Raw genomic sequence first — 17,035 nt, forward strand, 5'->3', positions numbered from 1 at the left:
GCGGCATCGCGGGCGAGGGCCAGGCTGGCACGCGCCGGAGGGCACAGTTGTGACCGGTCGGTCCCGGGATGTGCCGACCCTGGTCGCGAAGGCCCGCGAGGGTGACCCGCGGTCGGTGGCGCGGCTGATCAGCCTGGTGGAGAACGGCCATCCGGCGCTGCCCGAGGTGGCCGCCGCGATGGCGCCGTACGCGGGACGCGCCCAGGTCATCGGCCTGACCGGCGCGCCCGGCGTCGGCAAGTCGACCACCACCAACGAGCTGGTCCGCGCGCTGCGCGAGCAGGGTGCCCGGGTCGGCGTGCTGGCCGTGGACCCGTCCAGCCCGTTCAGCGGCGGCGCGATCCTCGGTGACCGGGTGCGGATGACCGACCACGCAGCCGACCCCGGCGTCTACATCCGGTCCATGTCCAGCCGAGGCCAGCTGGGCGGCCTGTCCGCCGCGACGCCCCAGGCCGTCCGCGTGCTGGAGGGCGCCGGCTGCGACGCGATCGTGGTCGAGACGGTCGGTGTCGGCCAGGCCGAGGTGGAGATCGCCTCGCTCGCCGACACCACGCTGGTGCTGCTCGCGCCCGGGATGGGCGACGCCATCCAGGCCGTCAAGGCGGGTGTCCTGGAGATCGCCGACGTCTTCGTGATCAACAAGGCGGACCGGCCCGGCGCCGACGCGACCTACCGCGACATCCAGGGCATGCTCGCCCTCGGCGAGCGCGCGCCCGGCGACTGGCGTCCCCAGGTGGTCCGCGCGGTCGCGGTCAAGGGCGAGGGCCTCGACGACGTGGTGGCCGCGATCGGCAAGCACCGGGACTGGCTGGAGAACAGCGGCAACCTGCGGGTGCGCCGGGAGAAGCGGGCCGCGGCCGAGGTGTCGGCGCTCGCTCTGGGTACCCTGCGGGCCAGGATGGGCGACCTGCGCGAGGGCACCGCGCTGAGCGATCTGGCGGCCCGGGTCGCGGCCGGCGAGATCGACCCGTACGCCGCCGCCGACGAACTCCTGAACAACCTCAACCTCTGATCTAAATCAGTCAGCTGAACCGCGCGAGCGTCTCCTCGATCATCGCCCGGTCCCACGTGAGGGTGCCGTCCGCCAGGTCGGCGATCAGCCCGCGCATCCACTCGGTCTCGGCGCGCAGCACCGCCGACCGGTACTCGTCCTCGACCAGGAAGAGGCGGGGCAGCCCGGGTGGCGCCTGCGCGTCGATCGCCGCGATCCGCTCGGCCTGCGCGGCGAGCCGCCGTTCGAGGAGTTCCCGTGCCTCGGCCGGGGTGAGTATCGGCAGGAACGCCAGGGCGACAGGGAACTCCGGGAACTCCCGGGCCGGCTCGGGCAGCATCTCCAGGACCCAGCGGCGCAGGGTCGCCGCGCCCTCGTCGGTCACCTCATAGACCGTGCGTTCCGGCCGCCCGGCCTCCCGGCTCGTGCCGCCCGGCCGTGCCAGCCCGTCCCGGACCAGGCGATCCAGCATCTGATACACGCTGTTGCGCTGCGCGACGTTGACCAGCTGGTCCTGACCGCGCTCCTTGATCACCTGCTGCATCCGGTACGGGTGCATCGGTGCCTCCACCAGCAGCGCCAGCAGAACCATCGCCAGGGGAGACCGCTTCATGGCGGTCAGCTTAGGGGTCGTCTCAGGGTTGACGGCGATTAGTCATCTCATCAATAGTCATCCCATGACTAACGAGAGAAGCGCCATCGTCGCCGGCGGGGGCATCGCCGGCACCGCCACCGCCATCGCGCTGCGGCACGCCGGGTACGCACCGGTGATCTACGAGGCCAAGGAGCGCGGCGCCGACGAGCGCGGTGTCTTCCTGACGATCGCCGCGAACGGCGTGCACGCCCTGCGCTCGCTGGGCATGGATCCGGCCCGGGTGCTCGCGGGCGGGTTCTCCACGCCCACGATCGCGCTGCGCGGTGCGCGCGGTCAGATGCTGGCGGAGGTGCCCCTCGGTGGGCCGGAGACGACCACGATCCGCCGGGCGGACCTCTACACCGCGCTGCGCGCCGAGGCGGAGGCCCACGACATCCCGATCGTCTACGGCGCCCGGCTCGCGTCCGTCACGGCCGGATCCGGGGCGGTGACCGCGGGCTTCGAGGACGGCCGGGACGCGACGGCGGATCTCCTCGTGGGCGCGGACGGGCTGCGGTCGCGTACCCGAAAGGCTCTTGATCCTGATGCTCCTGAGCCGCACTATCTCGGCCTGCTCAACACCGGTGGCTTCACCGCGGGGCCGGTCGGCCCGGATCTCGCACCGCCGCGCGGCACCATGCAGATGTCCTTCGGGCGCCGCGCGTTCTTCGGCTGGGTGACCGCGCCGGACGACTCGGTCTGGTGGTTCGCGAACCCGCCGCGCAAGCAGCCGGCGCGGCCCGGAGAGTTCACCGACGAGACCTGGCGGGAGTATCTGCTGGACCTCTTCGCCGGTGAGCCGGCCGGCGACCTGATCCGGGCCTCGGACGAGATGGTCGGGCCGTGGAACACCCGTGACCTGCGGCGGGTGCCGGTCTGGCGCGGCGAGCGTGTGGTGCTGGTCGGCGACGCGGCGCACGCGGTGGCCCCGTCGTCCGGGCAGGGCGCGTCGATGGCGCTGGAGGACGCCGTGGTCCTCGGGCACCACCTGCGGCGGCAGCGCGACGTGTCCGAGGCACTGGCCGGTTACGAGGCCGAGCGGCGGCCGAGGGTGCAGAAGGTGGTGGCCTACGGCCGGCGGTCGAGCAACGGCAAGGTGCTCGGGCCGGTCGGTGCGGCGATCCGGGACGCGATGCTGCCGATGGTGATGCGCCAGCTGCACCGCAAGGGCGACCCGCAGGCGTGGATCCTGGAGCACCGCCTGCCGGCCCTCGCCGGGTGCTGAGAGAGCCCCGGCAGCGTGGCGGACGCCGCCGGGGCGAGGGGGGCTGATCTCTCAGACGACACTCTCCCGATCGGACGGTCCCGGTGCCAGAGCGAACTCAGGAATATTTCCGGCAACGGTCCCATCCTGGTCATCCTGTTCAGGTCATAGCCTTAATGATCGTTCAGCTCTGCTCTACGATGGCGGGCATGGATGCTGCCGAGATCTCCGCCGGCCGGGAGCGCTGGCAACGGCGCTATGACGCGGCCCGCAAGCGGGACGCCGACTTCACCACGCTTTCCGGCTCGACGGTCGAACCCGTCTACGGGCCGCCCGACGGCGTCACCTACCCGGATTTCGAGCGCATCGGATGGCCGGGCGAATATCCGTACACCCGGGGCCTCTATCCCACCGGTTACCGCGGGCGCACCTGGACCATCCGCCAGTTCGCGGGGTTCGGCAACGCGCGGCAGACCAACGAGCGCTACAAGATGATCCTCGCCGCCGGGGGTGGCGGCCTGAGCGTCGCCTTCGACATGCCGACTCTGATGGGGCGCGACTCGGACGAGCCGGAGTCACTCGGCGAGGTCGGGCACTGCGGGGTGGCCATCGACTCGGCCGCCGACATGGACGTCCTCTTCGACGGCATCCCGCTGCAGGACGTCACGACGAGCATGACCATCTCCGGCCCGGCCGTCCCGGTCTTCTGCATGTACCTGGTGGCTGCCGAACGCCAGGGCGCCGACCTCAGCAAGCTCGACGGCACCCTGCAGACCGACATCTTCAAGGAGTACATCGCGCAGAAGGAGTGGCTGTTCGAGCCGGAGCCGCACCTGCGCCTGATCGGCGACCTGATGGAGTACTGCGCGCGGGAGATCCCTCGTTACAAACCCCTGTCAGTCAGCGGTTACCACATCCGCGAGGCCGGCTCGACCGCCGCGCAGGAGCTCGCGTACACGCTCGCCGACGGCTTCGGCTACGTCGAGCTGGGACTCTCCCGCGGGCTCGACGTCAACCAGTTCGCGCCGGGGCTCAGCTTCTTCTTCGACGCGCACGTTGACTTCTTCGAGGAGATCGCCAAGTTCCGGGCGGCCCGCCGGATCTGGGCGCGGCACCTGCGCGAGGACTACGGCGCGACCAGCGAGAAAGCGCTGTGGCTGAAGTTCCATACGCAGACCGCCGGTGTCTCGCTGACCGCGCAGCAGCCGGTCAACAACGTGGTGCGCACGGCGGTGGAGGCGCTCGCGGCGGTGCTGGGCGGGACCAACTCGCTGCACACCAACGCGCTCGACGAGACGCTCGCGCTGCCCACCGACGAGTCGGCCGAGATCGCCCTGCGGACCCAGCAGGTGCTGATGGAGGAGACGGGTGTGGTCAACGTGGCCGACCCGCTGGGCGGTTCGTGGTACGTCGAGGCGCTCACCGACCGGATCGAGGCCGAGGCGGAGGAGATCTTCGACCGGATCCGCGAGCTGGGACACGACGGCAGCATCACGGCCGGCATCCTGCGCGGGATCGAGGACGGGTGGTTCACCGCCAACATCGCGGAGGCGGCGTTCGCGTACCAGCAGGCTCTGGAGAAGCGCGACAAGAAGGTCGTGGGTGTCAACGCGCACACCGTCACGGTCGCCAAGGAGCTCGAGATCCTCCGCGTCTCGCACGAGGTCGAGGTGGTGCAGCGGCGCGAGCTTTCCGCTCGCAAGGACAACCGCGATGAGGTACGGGTGAAAGCGGCCCTGGAACACCTGGTGGCGGTGTCGCGTACCGGGGCGAACATGATCCCCGCGATGCTCGACGCCGCGCGTGCCGAGGCGACTCTCGGCGAGATCTGCGGCGTTCTGAAGGGCGAGTGGGGCATTTACCGCGAACCGGCTCGTTTCTGAAGCTCTTCGGGGCATGCTCCGGGACTAGTCCTGGAGCATGCCCTGTGACGTCCGATATCGGCGGCCTGGTGGCGGCGCGAACAGCCATGACTGCGTGCGAGACTAGGTAACCATGAGCGACCCACGGACCACTCCGTCGATCTTCACCCGCGGCGCGGTCGATCTCAGCGCGTTGCGGCCCACGGCGCCCGCCAAACCGGCCGCGCCCAGTTCCTCCGCGCCCAGTTCTCCCGCGCCGGCCGGTGCGGCCCCGGCAGCCGGTGCGCCGGCCGCGGTTCCCGGCCTCGCCCCGGACACCGTCATCGAGGTCACCGAGGCCAACTTCCAGTCCGTCCTGGAGCGGTCCCTGCAGACACCGATTCTGCTGGACTTCTGGGCCGACTGGTGCGAGCCCTGCAAGCAGCTCTCGCCGGTGCTGGAGAAACTGGCCGCGGAATACGAGGGTTCCTGGATCCTCGGCAAGGTCGATGTGGACACCAACCCGCGGCTCGCTCAGGTCTTCCGGGTGCAGGGCATCCCACAGGTCACCGCGCTGATCGGTGGCCAGCCGGTCGAGGGCTTCGCCGGGGTGCTGCCCGAGTCGCAGGTCCGGCAGTACATCGACGCCGTCCTCAAGGCGGCCGGTGTCAGCGTCGAGGCGCCGGCCGACCCGCGGCTGGACGCCGCCGACGACGCCCTGATGACCGGCGACCTGGACGCGGCCGAGGCGGCGTACCGGAAGATCCTTGCCGAGTCACCGGCCGACGCGGCCGCCGAGTCCGGCCTTGCACAGGTCGAGCTCTACCGCCGGATCGACGGCGCCGACGCGGCGACCGCGCTGGCCAAGGCCGAGGCCGACCCGGACGACGTCGCGGCACAGCGACTCGCCGCCGACGTCGAGGTGATCTCCGGGCAGGCCGACAAGGCATATGCGCGGTTGGTCGCCCTGATCAAGCGGACGGCCGGGGACGACCGCGATGTCGTACGCAAACACCTGCTGTCGCTGTTCAGCGTGGCCGGCCCGGACGATCCCGCGGTGGCCGGCGCGCGTCGCGCCCTGGCCAGCGCACTCTTCTAGGCAGGGGAGGGCGTCGTGCGCCGCATCGCCGTTCTGGACGCGCCGTCCAATCTCGGCCTGCGCCCGCCGACCGCGACGTCGGTGCCGGGCTGCGCCAAGGCGCCCGGCGCCCTCCGCGACCAGGGCCTGCTGACCCGGCTCGCCGCCCGCGACGCCGGCTGCCTCACCCCGCCGCGCTACGACCCGGGCGACTGGCGCCCCGGCGACGGCGTGGCGCACGCGCCGGAGATCGCCGCCTACTCCCGCGCCCTCGCCGACCGCATCGGCGCCATCATCGACGGCGGCGAGTTCCCGGTCGTCCTCGGCGGCGACTGCTCCATCCTGATCGGATCCGGCGTCGCCATGCACCGCCTCGGCGAGGCGGTCGGCGGCCGGATCGGACTGGTCTTCGTGGACGGTCACTCCGACTTCCGCCACCCGGGCAACGCGTCCTACGTGGGCGCGGCGGCGGGCGAGGACCTGGCTCTGGTCACCGGCCGCGGCCAGGCCGACCTGGCGGCGATCGAGAGCCGCCGGCCGTACTTTCGCGACGTCGACGTGGTGGTCCTGGGCATCCGCGCCCAGGATGAGTACCGATTGGACCTCCAGGCGGCCGGCATAGTGACCCGCCCGGTCCCGGCCCTGCGCGCGGAGGGTGCGGCCCGCAGCGCGCAGTGGGCCCGCGATCAACTCGTGGACTGCGCCGGCTACTGGGTGCATGTGGACGTGGACGTGCTCGACCCCGCGGTGATGCCGGCGGTGGACGCGCCGGACCCGGGCGGCATCGCCTTCCCCGAACTGGAACTACTCCTGGCGGGCCTGGTGGAGTCCCCCCACTGCCTGGGCGTCGAGATCACGGTCTTCGACCCGGACTACGACCCGGACGGCCGCTACGCGGCGGAGATAACGTCGGCGGTGGTCGCGGGCCTGGCCCCGGTGAAGACGACAACCCTCCGCCCCGACCTGGTCAAGGCCCGCCGAGACCTGGCCGCAGCGGTAACCGGAACACCGGAGCCTGAGTCGCCAGTCGCCGAGCCCCCCACCGCCGAATCCGCTACGGCCGAATCCACTGCCGCCGCCGAATCCGCTGCAGCGGAGCCCGCTGCCGTGGAGCCCGCTGCGGCCGAGCCTGCCGCTGAGCCCGCTGCCGCTGAGCCCTCCGCCGCCGAATCCGCTGCCGTGGAGCCTGCTGCGGCCGAGCCTGCTGCGGCTGAGCCCGCTGCGGCTGAGCCCGCTGCCGCCGAGCCCGCTGCGGCTGAGCCCGCTGCCGCCGAGCCCTCCACCGACCAGCCCGCCGCCGCCGAAGCGGCCATCGCTGGGTCGGAACATCCGGGCACTCGGGCGGGTCTTCAGGACGCTGGGTCGGGTCTCCCGGACTGGGAGGAGCAACTCTCGGCAGCGGAGGAAGCGGCTCTCTCTCAGCGGCAGCCTGTGGCCGAGGAGCCGGAGAAGACGGAGTCCACTGAGGCGGTCGAGCCGGAGACCACGCGGGACCCCACCTCGGAGTCGCCGGTCCCGGATCTAGCCGAGGACGCCGCCAAGGAGCAGGTCGAGCCAGACACCCCACCCGAACCGTCAGACGAAAACCTCACAACCGACACCCCCGACCCCCTCGACGAAGCGGGCGCGGCCGGCGCCGCTTTGGAATCGCCGGCCGACGAGACCGATGCTTCCTCCGACGTCACCCTTCCTGCCGAAGCCGAAGCCGAAGCCGAAGCGGAAACCGAAGCGGAAACCGAAGCCGAAGCGGAAGCCGAAGCCGAAGCGGAAGCCGACGCGGAAGCTGAAGGCGACTGGGAAGCTGAAGGTGGCGCTGCGGCGGAGGCGGGTGACGAGACCGGTTTGGATCAGGTGGAGCCGGTGCGGGAGGCGCTGAACGGGGCGGCTGTCGCGGCTGCTGATGACGATCGGGGTGAGGTGCGGCTGCTGTCCCGGCCGCTGGGCTCCGCGCCGCTGCTCGACTCGGAGCCCCTGCCCGCCACCCGGCCCGGGATGTTGCGCCCGCGGCCGCCGCTGGACCCGCCGGCCGCTGGCGCGCTGCACCACCCCGGCCCCGGCTTCCCGACCGGCACCAACTGACCAGCGCGCCGGACGGAGCCGCACCCCCAGACCTTGGGCGTCCGAGCCGCTGCCCACCGTCCTAGGTGCCCAAGGCCGCGGTGCGTCGCTCGATTTTGGGCGTTCGAGCCGTGCGGTGGGCTTGGGTCCCAAGATCGGTGCGGGTGGGAGCGCGGTGAGGGTGAGGGTGCGGGTGGGAATGCGGCGAGGGTGAGGGGTGTGGGTTACCTGTTCAGGGTTGTCAGGAAGCGTTTGACGATGGGGACTGCTGCCTCGGAGCCGGCGCCGCCTTTTTGGACCATGACGGCGAAGGCGATGTCGTCCTGGTAGCCGATGAACCAGGAGTGGGTGTCCTCGGAGCCGGTTTGGAACTCGGCTGTGCCGGTTTTGCCGTGGACCGGTTTGCCGGGGACGCTGCGCAGCGACGTGGCCGTGCCGTCCGTGACCACCTCGCGCATCATGTCGCGCAGGGCCTTGACCGCGCCCTCGTTGAGCGCGGGGCCGGGGGCACCGGCGTCGGCGGGAGCCGGGTCGAGGACGAGCTTGGGGGGCTGGAACTGGCCCTTGGCGATCGCGGCGGTGGCGGCGGCCATGGCGACGGGGCTGACGATGGTGCTGCCCTGACCGAAAGTGGCCGCTGCGAGCTCGGTGGCGGTGCCGCCGTCGGAGATCTGGCCGGGGAAGGACTCCACGCCGGCGTTCCAGGTGGTGCCCAGGCCGAGCGCCTTCGAGGCGTCCTGGAGGCCGGCCGAGCCCAGCTTCGACGACAGGCTCGCGAACGCGGTGTTGCAGGACTTGGCGAAGTCCACATGGAACTGCACCTTGCCGAGCGCCTCGTCGTGTGAGTTCTTGAACTCGCGGCCGTCCACCGTGTACGTCTTCGGACAGTCGACCACCGTGCTCGCCTGCACCGCGCCGCCAGCGAGTAGCCCGTACGCTGAAATGGCCTTGAATGTCGAACCGGGCGGGACCTGGCCGGTGAACGCCGTGTTCACGCCGCCCGGATCGGGCCCGTTGGCGGCAGCCAGCACCGCGCCGTCGCTGACCCGGATGGCGACCAGGGAGCTCGGCTGCTTCTCGGCCGCGAGCGCCTGATCGGCAGCGTTCTGGACGGCCGTGTCCAGGGTGACCTTGATCGGCTTGCCGTCGACCGGTTCCGAGGTGAAGATCGGCGACTCCTCGACCTCGCCGTCGGCGGCCTCGCGGGAGATCGTCACGGAGAGGCCGGAGGTGCCGCGGAGCGTCGTCTCGTACGTCTGCTGCAGCCCACCGTGCCCGACCTGATCCCCGGCCGTGAGCGTGTCGGGGTTCTTCTCGATGTCCTCCTTGGTCGCCGCGTCGACCGTGCCGAGCAGCGCGCGTGCGAACGCCCGGGTCGGCGCGAGCTGGCGCTCCTCGTTGCGGAACACCGTCCCCTTGAGCGGGTAGATCTCGGGCTTGATCTTGAGGTAGTCCGCCGACCGCAGGGTGACGAGGTCGATGAAGGCGCCCTCGTCGGCCTGGTCGACCCGTGCCTTGAGGTCGTCGAACTTCACCTCCACGCCGATCTTCTTGAACGACCTGTCGAGATCCTTCTGCAGCTGCGGCAGGTCCTTGATCTTGACGGGGCTGACCCCGACGACCGTTACCTTCTGCGGGCCGAACAGCGGCTTGCCCTCGGCGTCCTGGATGGCGGCGCGCTTCGGGGCCTCCCGGCGCAGCCGCAGCTTGTCACCCGGCGCGAGTTCCGGCTGCAGGACGGTGGGCTCCCAGATCACCTGCCAGCCGTCGCTCTTGGCCTTGGTGGTGCGGACCGCGCTCTGGTACTCCCAGTTCACGCTTCCGGGCAGCGTCCACTTCACGTTGATCGGCGTCGTGGACGTGTCACCGGTGGTTTTCGGGTCGCCGGCCACGGAGACGTCGAGGGGTGCCTGGTCGAGGTCGCCGTACAGCTCGCGGAGACGGCTCAGCACGTCGTCGGCGGCGAGTCGGGTACCGTCCGCGCCGACGAAGCCGACGTCCTTCAGTTCGCCCTTCTTCCAGCCGGCCAGGAACGCCTCGACAGCGTCCTCCGGCGGGTCGTCGGAGCATCCGGCCAATCCGCCGGCGGCGAACAGGAACAGGGCGGCCAACCCGGCGGTGGTGCGGCGCATGACGGTCCTTTCCATGGGTAGCTGAACGAACGGTAGTCGGGAAATGCACGTCATGGGGGGCCGCAGTGGGTGATAATCCGCCAAATCCGCACGTCAGCGGGCTGGCACACCCTGGGTGTGAGGAGTCCCGGGGCATCCGTTCTAGGCTGTGCTCGACATGTTCGAACCCACAGTGCCGTGGGTGAGGGGAGCGCCAGAGCCATGGCTGTCGCCGATGAGGCAGCGTCCGAATCTGATCAGACCGTGCCCGATGATCGGGGCACCGGCCCGGGACTCGCCCTGACAGGGCATCTCGGTGCGTCCATCGACACAGGAGAGCTCGACGAGCCTCTGCCCGACGCCGAACGGCTCGTCGCGCAGGCCGTGCAGCGAGCCGGCGAGGACCACATCACCGCGTCACTGGTTGACCGGTTCTGGAGGTTCGCACCGGACGAGGAACTGGTCGGCTACACGCCCGAGGAGATGTTCGCGGCCGCGGTCGAGCACCGTGAGCTGGCCCGTAACCGGCTTCCCGGCGAGGTGAAACTCGCCATCACCGAGCCGTCCGGGCCGCAGGGACACACCGTTCTGCAGATCGTCACCGACGACATGCCGTTCCTGGTGGACTCGGTCATCGCCCTGCTGACGGCGCACAACCTCCAGGTCTATCTGCTGGTGCACCCGCTGATCGTGGTGCGTCGTGAGCCGCTCGGCGCGCTCGCCCAGCTCGAGGCCGAGGTGGAGCCGGACGACGCGATCGAGGGCGACCTGGTCGAGAGCTGGATAAGGATCGAGATCGATCCGGTACGCCGGGCGGAGGCGCGCGACCAGCTGCTCAACGAGGTGCGGCGGGTGCTCACCGACGTACGGGACGCGGTCGAGGACTGGCCGCGGATGCGTCAGCGCGCCCTGGTCATCTCCGACGAGCTGGCCGCGGCCCGCGGTTCCGACCACCACCTGCCGGTGCCGGACAAGGACGTCACGGACACGATCGAGCTGCTCAAGTGGCTGGCGCACGACCACTTCACGTTCCTCGGCTACCGGGAGTACCGGTTGGACGATGGTGTCCTGACCGCGGTCGAGGGCACCGGGCTGGGCATACTGCGCGGCGCGAGCAAGCCGCGGCGGCTGGCGTCGGAGATGGCCGCGGAGGCGTACGAGCGGGCGCTCGAGAAGCGGCTGCTGGTCATCACGAAGGCGAACTCGCGGGCGACCGTGCACCGCTCCGCGTACCTCGACTACATCGGCGTGAAGGTCTTCGACGGCGACGGGAACGTCACCGGGGAACGGCGCTTCCTCGGCCTGTTCTCCTCCTCGGCGTACCGGACGAGCGTCCGCCAGCTTCCGGTGGTCAAGCGCAAGGTCCAGGAGGTGATGGACCGCTCCGGCCTGTCACCGCGCGGGCACTCCGGCAAGGACCTGCTGCAGATCCTGGAGACGTACCCCCGCGACGAGCTGTTCCAGATCAAGACCGACGACCTGTACGAGGCGGTCATCGGTGTGCTGCGGATGGCCGGGCGCCGGCAGCTGCGGCTGTTCCTGCGCCGGGACGGGTACGGCCGGTTCATCTCCTGCCTGATCTACCTGCCCCGGGACCGGTTCACCACCGGGAACAGGCTGCGCATGCAGGAGATCCTGCTGCGCGAGCTGAACGGCGTGGGAGTCGACTACACCACCCGGGTGACCGAGCGGATGCTGGCGCGGGTGCACTTCATCGTGCGTACCGACCCGGCGGCGCCGCCCGGCCCGGTCGACCCGAACGAGCTGGCCGAGCTGCTGGCCGACGCGACCCGGATGTGGGACGACGACTTCTCCCTGGTCCTGGAGCGCAAGCTCGGTGACGAGCCGGCGAAGACGCTGTTCGGCCGCTACTCGACGGCCTATCCGGAGAGCTACAAGAACGGCCACACGCCGTACGAGGGCATGCAGGACCTGGCGAAGCTGGAGCTGCTCGAGGAGCCCGGCCAGCTGGCGATGCACCTGTTCCGGCGGCGCCGGCTGGGCGCGGACGGCACCCCCGAGCCGGACGAGCGCGACGTGCGTTTCAAGGTCTACCGGTACGGCGAGCCGATGATGCTCTCCGCGGTCCTGCCGGTGCTGCACTCGCTCGGCGTGCGGGTCACCGACGAGCGGCCGTACGAGATCCGCCGCTCCGACGGTGTCATCTACCTCTACGACTTCGGCCTGCTCCCGCCGTCCGGCCACCGTGAACTGGCCGAGGTGCGCCCGCAGGTGGAGAACGCGTTCGCGGCCGCCTGGCGGGGCGAGGCGGAGGTGGACGGCTTCAACGAGCTGGTGCTGCGTGCCGGGTTCACCTGGCGGCAGGTGGTCGTGCTCCGCTCGTACGCCAAATACCTGCGCCAGGCCGGCAACGTCTTCTCGCAGCGCTACCTGGAGTCGACGTTCACCGCGTACCCGGAGATCGCCGGGCTCCTGCTCCAGCTCTTCGAGACCCGGTTCTCGCCGGCCCTGCAGATCGACGCCGCCGAGCGGGCCCGCCGCTCGACCGGCATCCGCGACCGGATCACCGAGCTCCTCGACCAGGTGGAGAGCCTGGACCAGGACCGGATCCTGCGGTCGTACCTGACGCTGATCGAGGCGACCCTGCGGACCAGCTTCTACCAGCGCGGTCCGGACGGGCGGCCGAAGTCGTACGTGGCGTACAAGCTGGACCCGCAGGCGATCCCGGACCTGCCGCAGCCCCGCCCGAAGTACGAGATCTTCGTCTACTCGCCGCGCTTCGAGGGCGTACATCTGCGGTTCGGTGCCGTTGCTCGGGGTGGCCTGCGCTGGTCGGACCGGCACGAGGACTTCCGCACCGAGGTGCTCGGCCTGGTCAAGGCTCAGATGGTGAAGAACGCGGTGATCGTGCCGGTCGGTGCCAAGGGCGGCTTCGTGCTCAAGCAGAAGCCGGGCGACCGGGACGAGGCGGTGGTCTGCTACAAGCGGTTCATCACCGCGATGATGGACGTCACCGACAACATCCAGAGCGGCAAGATCGTCCCGCCGGTCGACGTGGTGCGGCACGACGGCGACGACCCCTACCTGGTGGTGGCCGCCGACAAGGGCACCGCGACGTTCAGCGACATCGCGAACGAGATCTCGGTCGGCAAGGACTTCTGGATGGGCGACGCGTTCGCCAGCGGTGGTTCGGCCGGTTACGACCACAAGAAGATGGGCATCACCGCGCGCGGTGCCTGGGAGTCGGTGAAGAAGCACTTCCGCGACCTCGGCGTCGACACGCAGACCCAGGACTTCACGGTGGTCGGCGTCGGTGACATGTCCGGCGACGTCTTCGGCAACGGCATGCTGCTTTCGCAGCACATCAGGCTGGTCGCGGCGTTCGACCACCGCCACATCTTCGTGGATCCCGATCCCAACCCCTCGATTTCGTACGCGGAACGACAGCGCCTGTTCGACCTTCCCCGTTCCTCCTGGGCCGACTACGACAAGTCCCTGATCAGCGAGGGCGGCGGCGTCTTCGCCCGCAGTGCCAAGTCGATCCCGGTCAGCCCGCAGGTCCGGGCGGCTCTCGACCTCGGCGAGGCGACGGCGATCAGCCCCGTCGAGCTGATGCGCGCCATCCTCAAGGCGCCGGTCGACCTGCTCTTCAACGGCGGCATCGGCACCTACGTGAAGGCGGCCTCCGAGTCGCACGCCGACGTCGGCGACAAGAGCAACGACGCGATCCGGGTCAACGGCGCCGAACTGCGCGTCAAGGTCGTCGGCGAGGGCGGCAACCTCGGCCTCACCCAGCGCGGGCGCATCGAGTTCGCCCGCGCCGGCGGCCGCGTCTTCACCGACTTCATCGACAACTCGGCCGGCGTCGACTGCTCCGACCACGAGGTCAACATCAAGATCCTGCTCGGCGGCGCGGTCACCGACGGGGAGATGACGATCCCGGAGCGCGACGAACTCCTCGCGGCGATGACGGACGAGGTCGGCGCCCTGGTGCTGCGCGACAACTACGAGCAGGCCACGGCACTCGGCAACGCCCGGGCACAGGCACACTCACTCCTCCCGGTGCACCGGCGCATGCTGACCGCCCTCGAACACCGTGGCGAGCTCAACCGCGAACTGGAGGCGCTCCCGACCGACAAGGAGTTGCAGGCTCGCTCGGAGGTGGGCGAGGGACTCACTCCGCCTGAGTTCGCGGTGCTTCTCGCGTACGTCAAAATCAGTTTGGAGCGCGAGGTCCTCGCCGATGAACTGGTCGACGAAAGCTGGACCACCGCCGTGCTGACCAGGTATTTCCCCACGCCGCTGCGCGAGCGCTTCGCCAGCCGCATGGCCGGGCACCGCCTCCGCCGCGAGATCATCTCGACCGCGCTGGTCAACGAGGTCGTCAACCGGGGCGGTACGTCGTTCGTCTACCGCGCGATGGAGGAGAGCGGCGCGTCGGCGGCCGACGTCGCACGCGCCTACGTCGTGGTCCGCGACGTCTACGGCCTCGACAAGATCTGGGCGGCGGCCGAGGCACTCGACAACCAGGTGCCCACATCCGCGCAGACCCTCGTCCTGCTCGAGACCCGCCGACTGCTGGACCGCGCCACCCGCTGGCTGGTCAGCACCCGGCGCTCCCCCCTCGACGTGGCCGGCGAGATCGCCAAACTCCGCCCCGGCATCTCGACCCTCCTGCCCCAACTCCCCGACCTGGTCGTCGGCGCCGAACGCCGCGCCCTCGAAGGCCGCGTCGAGACGCTGGCGGGCAAGGGTGTCCCGGAGGAACTGGCGGGCGCGGTCAGCCGCGTCTTCTACGGCTTCGGCCTGCTCGACATCCTGGAGACAGCGGCGGCGATCGGGCGCGAGGCCATCGAGGTGGCCAAGGTCTACTTCGTGCTCTCGGAGCGCTTCGGCGTGGACGCGTTGCTGTCACACATCTCCCGCCTCCCGCGCGGAGACCGCTGGCAGACGCTGGCACGCATGGCCCTGCGCTACGACCTGTACGCAGCCCTCGCCGCCCTGACCGCCGAGGTCCTGCAGTCGACGCCGTCGACGGCCACCCCCGAGGACCGGGTCTCGGAGTGGGAACAGGTGAACGCGGCCTCCATCGCCCGAGCCTCCAACGCCATGGGCGACGTCGACGACTCACCGGCCGATCTGGCGGCACTGTCGGTGCTGCTCCGCCAGATCCGAACCCTGGTGAAGACCTCGTCGGCGGCTTGATGCGGCGACGGCTGCCCGGCACCTCGCAACGGCGCGGCGGGTGCGGCGCCGGTTGTGCGGAAGCCTGATGCTGTCGGGGCCGCCGTGAGTTTCCGCGTTGTGGGTGGAGGTCGGCTTTCTCTGCGGCGGTGGCTCACGGCGGCGGTTGTTCATGGGGGTTCCGGTCTGGGAGGGGTGGGTCCGGGGAGGAGGGTGTCGCAGGTTGGTGAGCAGGGGGCGGCCACGCCGTCCCAGCCTCGGGAGCGGAGCACGGTGGCGACCTGGTGGGCCACTTCGCAGGGGTGTTCGCGGATGTCGGAAGTGCCGTAGCGCAGGACCACCTCGCCGTGTTCGGCGGCGGCGTTGTCGCGGCGGAAGTCTCGCCATCGCAGCTCGGGAGGGTGGGCGGCCAGGCCGTCGAGTTCGACGAGTACGCCGAAATCCGTGTAAGTGACGTCGTCATATCTCGTGGTGGTTGCTTCGGGGCGGCGCCGTTGTCGCACGCCTGTGGGCAGGTCGTGAGCTCGCTCGACGTGTCTTAGGTAGCGGTGTTCGAGGACGGAGTGGCAGCCGGACCGGACGTCGTCGAGCAGGGCGGCCAGGTCCCGGCGGTGGGGGACACGATGTCGGGCGGCCAGTGCTTTCGCGACGCGGTCGGGGGTGGTCAGGCGGCGGGTGCACGCTGCGGCGATCCAGGCCATCGCGGTCTCGTCGGAGGTGGCGGTAAGGGCCAGGTCCAGGACGGTCTCCTCCACTCGTGTCTGGGGTGGGCGCCGGGTCGGATGCCGTCGTCGCGCGAGCTGCCGGGAGCGGTGCACGACTATCCCGGGTGTGGGCCGCACTCGTCGCCTCTCCGGGATGGTGATGTGGATGGTGCCTCCCGAACTCGCGGTCGGGCCGACGTCGGCGTGGCCCCCGAGACCGGCGGGGTGGTCCCCGAGGCCGGCGGGGTGATCGGCGAGGCCGGCCTCCTCGGCTGCGGAACGGTGTGACAGCACGGCGTCGTGTCCGGCCCAGAGCACGGCGGCCCACCGCCGGGCCGGGGGTGGCACTCCTCCGGTGAAGGTCGCGTAGACACCGTCGAAGACCCGCTGCCACCGACCCGAGTCGAGGCGGTGGCGGAGGGCGGCCGGAGTCAGCCCGGCGTCGAAGACCTGGGAGCGGGCCACCACGCCGCGCTGCCGACGGGTGATCTGGTCGAGTCGCGTCATGCGGTTCACGGTGCCGTGGGTTCGGGCGTTCCGCGAACGGCCCTGTGGACAGCCGGAAATTGTGGATAACCAGCGATGCGGAGACCCGCTGCGGCCCTGATCGCAGTGAGTTTCCGCAGACGAGGGGGCCTGTGCCTGCCACGCGCAGGCCCGGCTGTCGCCGGGCGGCCCTGGGTGGCAGGTGGTCGCGTGACTCCACGGGACTCTTCGACGAGCGTACGAAACAAGAAGCGTGATCCAGATCGCTCACATCTCCCCAACGGGTTTTCTTGAACGTGTTCAAACAAGGGCCTACTCTCAGAGGCGAGAGTTTTGAACACGTTCAAGAGGGGCTCTGATGGACTACAAGGCTGTGATGTACCTCGTCTACCTGGTGGTCAGTATCGGTCTGACCGTGTGGGTGGCGACGACGCTCTCCCGCAACGGGCAGATCTTCCTGGAGGAGGTTTTCGCTGACAGCAAGCTTGCGCGGGCGGTGAACCAGCTGTTGACCATGGGGTTCTATCTGCTCAATCTCGGCTACATGTCGGTGGCGATGCGCTCGGCGGCGACCGTTGCCAGCACCAGTGAGGTCCTCGAGACACTGTCGCTGAAGATCGGGCTCGTGCTGCTGGTGCTCGGGGTTCTGCACTTCTGCAACGTGTACTTCCTCGGCCGCTACCGCCGGGGTCGCCTCCGCCAGGCTCAGCTCGCGCCGCCGCTGCCGCCCGCCGCTCGGCTGCCGATGCCGCCGCAGATGCCGCCGCCGGCTCGGGCATGACA

The 17,035-nt window shown here is 70.4% G+C and carries 9 protein-coding genes and 1 pseudogene; 7 read left to right on the forward strand and 3 right to left on the reverse strand.

Going from position 1 to position 17,035, the window contains the following annotated elements:
• Window positions 1-49 precede the first annotated feature (49 nt).
• A complete protein-coding gene (gene meaB, locus AB0M02_RS03695) occupies window positions 50-1,012 on the forward strand; it encodes a methylmalonyl Co-A mutase-associated GTPase MeaB (protein ID WP_364220862.1) in 963 nt (320 codons plus the stop codon).
• 10 nt (window positions 1,013-1,022) lie between these two features.
• Here the strand turns inward: meaB and AB0M02_RS03700 are convergent, their stop codons facing one another.
• The gene (locus AB0M02_RS03700; protein ID WP_364220865.1) at window positions 1,023-1,604 is read right to left on the reverse strand and encodes a PadR family transcriptional regulator; all 582 of its coding nucleotides are present in this window, start codon (window positions 1,602-1,604) and stop codon (window positions 1,023-1,025) included.
• Window positions 1,605-1,668: 64 nt separating this feature from the next.
• Here AB0M02_RS03700 and AB0M02_RS03705 point away from each other — a divergent pair, with 64 nt between their 5' ends.
• The 4 genes and pseudogenes from AB0M02_RS03705 to AB0M02_RS03720 all read left to right on the forward strand — a co-directional run.
• Window positions 1,669-2,850 (forward strand): NAD(P)/FAD-dependent oxidoreductase, encoded by a 1,182-nt coding sequence (locus AB0M02_RS03705; RefSeq protein WP_364220867.1) that lies wholly within the window; start codon window positions 1,669-1,671, stop codon window positions 2,848-2,850.
• Window positions 2,851-3,038: 188 nt separating this feature from the next.
• Window positions 3,039-4,712, forward strand: coding sequence for a methylmalonyl-CoA mutase family protein (locus AB0M02_RS03710; RefSeq protein WP_364220870.1), 1,674 nt, complete (start codon window positions 3,039-3,041; stop codon window positions 4,710-4,712).
• 112 nt (window positions 4,713-4,824) lie between these two features.
• Window positions 4,825-5,769, forward strand: coding sequence for a tetratricopeptide repeat protein (locus AB0M02_RS03715; RefSeq protein WP_364220873.1), 945 nt, complete (start codon window positions 4,825-4,827; stop codon window positions 5,767-5,769).
• 15 nt (window positions 5,770-5,784) lie between these two features.
• Window positions 5,785-6,687, forward strand: a pseudogene (locus AB0M02_RS03720) (arginase family protein); the annotation flags it as partial.
• A 1,343-nt stretch (window positions 6,688-8,030) separates the two neighbouring features.
• Here the strand turns inward: AB0M02_RS03720 and AB0M02_RS03725 are convergent.
• Window positions 8,031-9,938, reverse strand: coding sequence for a penicillin-binding transpeptidase domain-containing protein (locus AB0M02_RS03725; protein ID WP_364220876.1), 1,908 nt, complete (start codon window positions 9,936-9,938; stop codon window positions 8,031-8,033).
• Between the two features lie 201 nt (window positions 9,939-10,139).
• Between AB0M02_RS03725 and AB0M02_RS03730 the strand changes: the two genes are divergently transcribed.
• Window positions 10,140-15,083 carry an NAD-glutamate dehydrogenase gene (locus AB0M02_RS03730; RefSeq protein ID WP_364220879.1) on the forward strand — a complete coding sequence of 1,648 codons (4,944 nt, stop codon included), beginning with the start codon at window positions 10,140-10,142 and terminating at the stop codon, window positions 15,081-15,083.
• Between the two features lie 149 nt (window positions 15,084-15,232).
• Here AB0M02_RS03730 and AB0M02_RS03735 read toward each other — a convergent pair whose 3' ends face one another.
• Window positions 15,233-16,273 (reverse strand): type IV toxin-antitoxin system AbiEi family antitoxin domain-containing protein, encoded by a 1,041-nt coding sequence (locus AB0M02_RS03735; RefSeq protein ID WP_364220882.1) that lies wholly within the window; start codon window positions 16,271-16,273, stop codon window positions 15,233-15,235.
• Window positions 16,274-16,610: 337 nt separating this feature from the next.
• Between AB0M02_RS03735 and AB0M02_RS03740 the strand changes: the two genes are divergently transcribed.
• Window positions 16,611-17,033, forward strand: a complete 423-nt coding sequence (locus AB0M02_RS03740) for a hypothetical protein (RefSeq protein WP_364220885.1) — start codon at window positions 16,611-16,613, stop codon at window positions 17,031-17,033.
• Window positions 17,034-17,035 lie beyond the last annotated feature (2 nt).

This window comes from Actinoplanes sp. NPDC051861 (assembly GCF_040681145.1).
Taxonomy (GTDB): domain Bacteria; phylum Actinomycetota; class Actinomycetes; order Mycobacteriales; family Micromonosporaceae; genus Actinoplanes.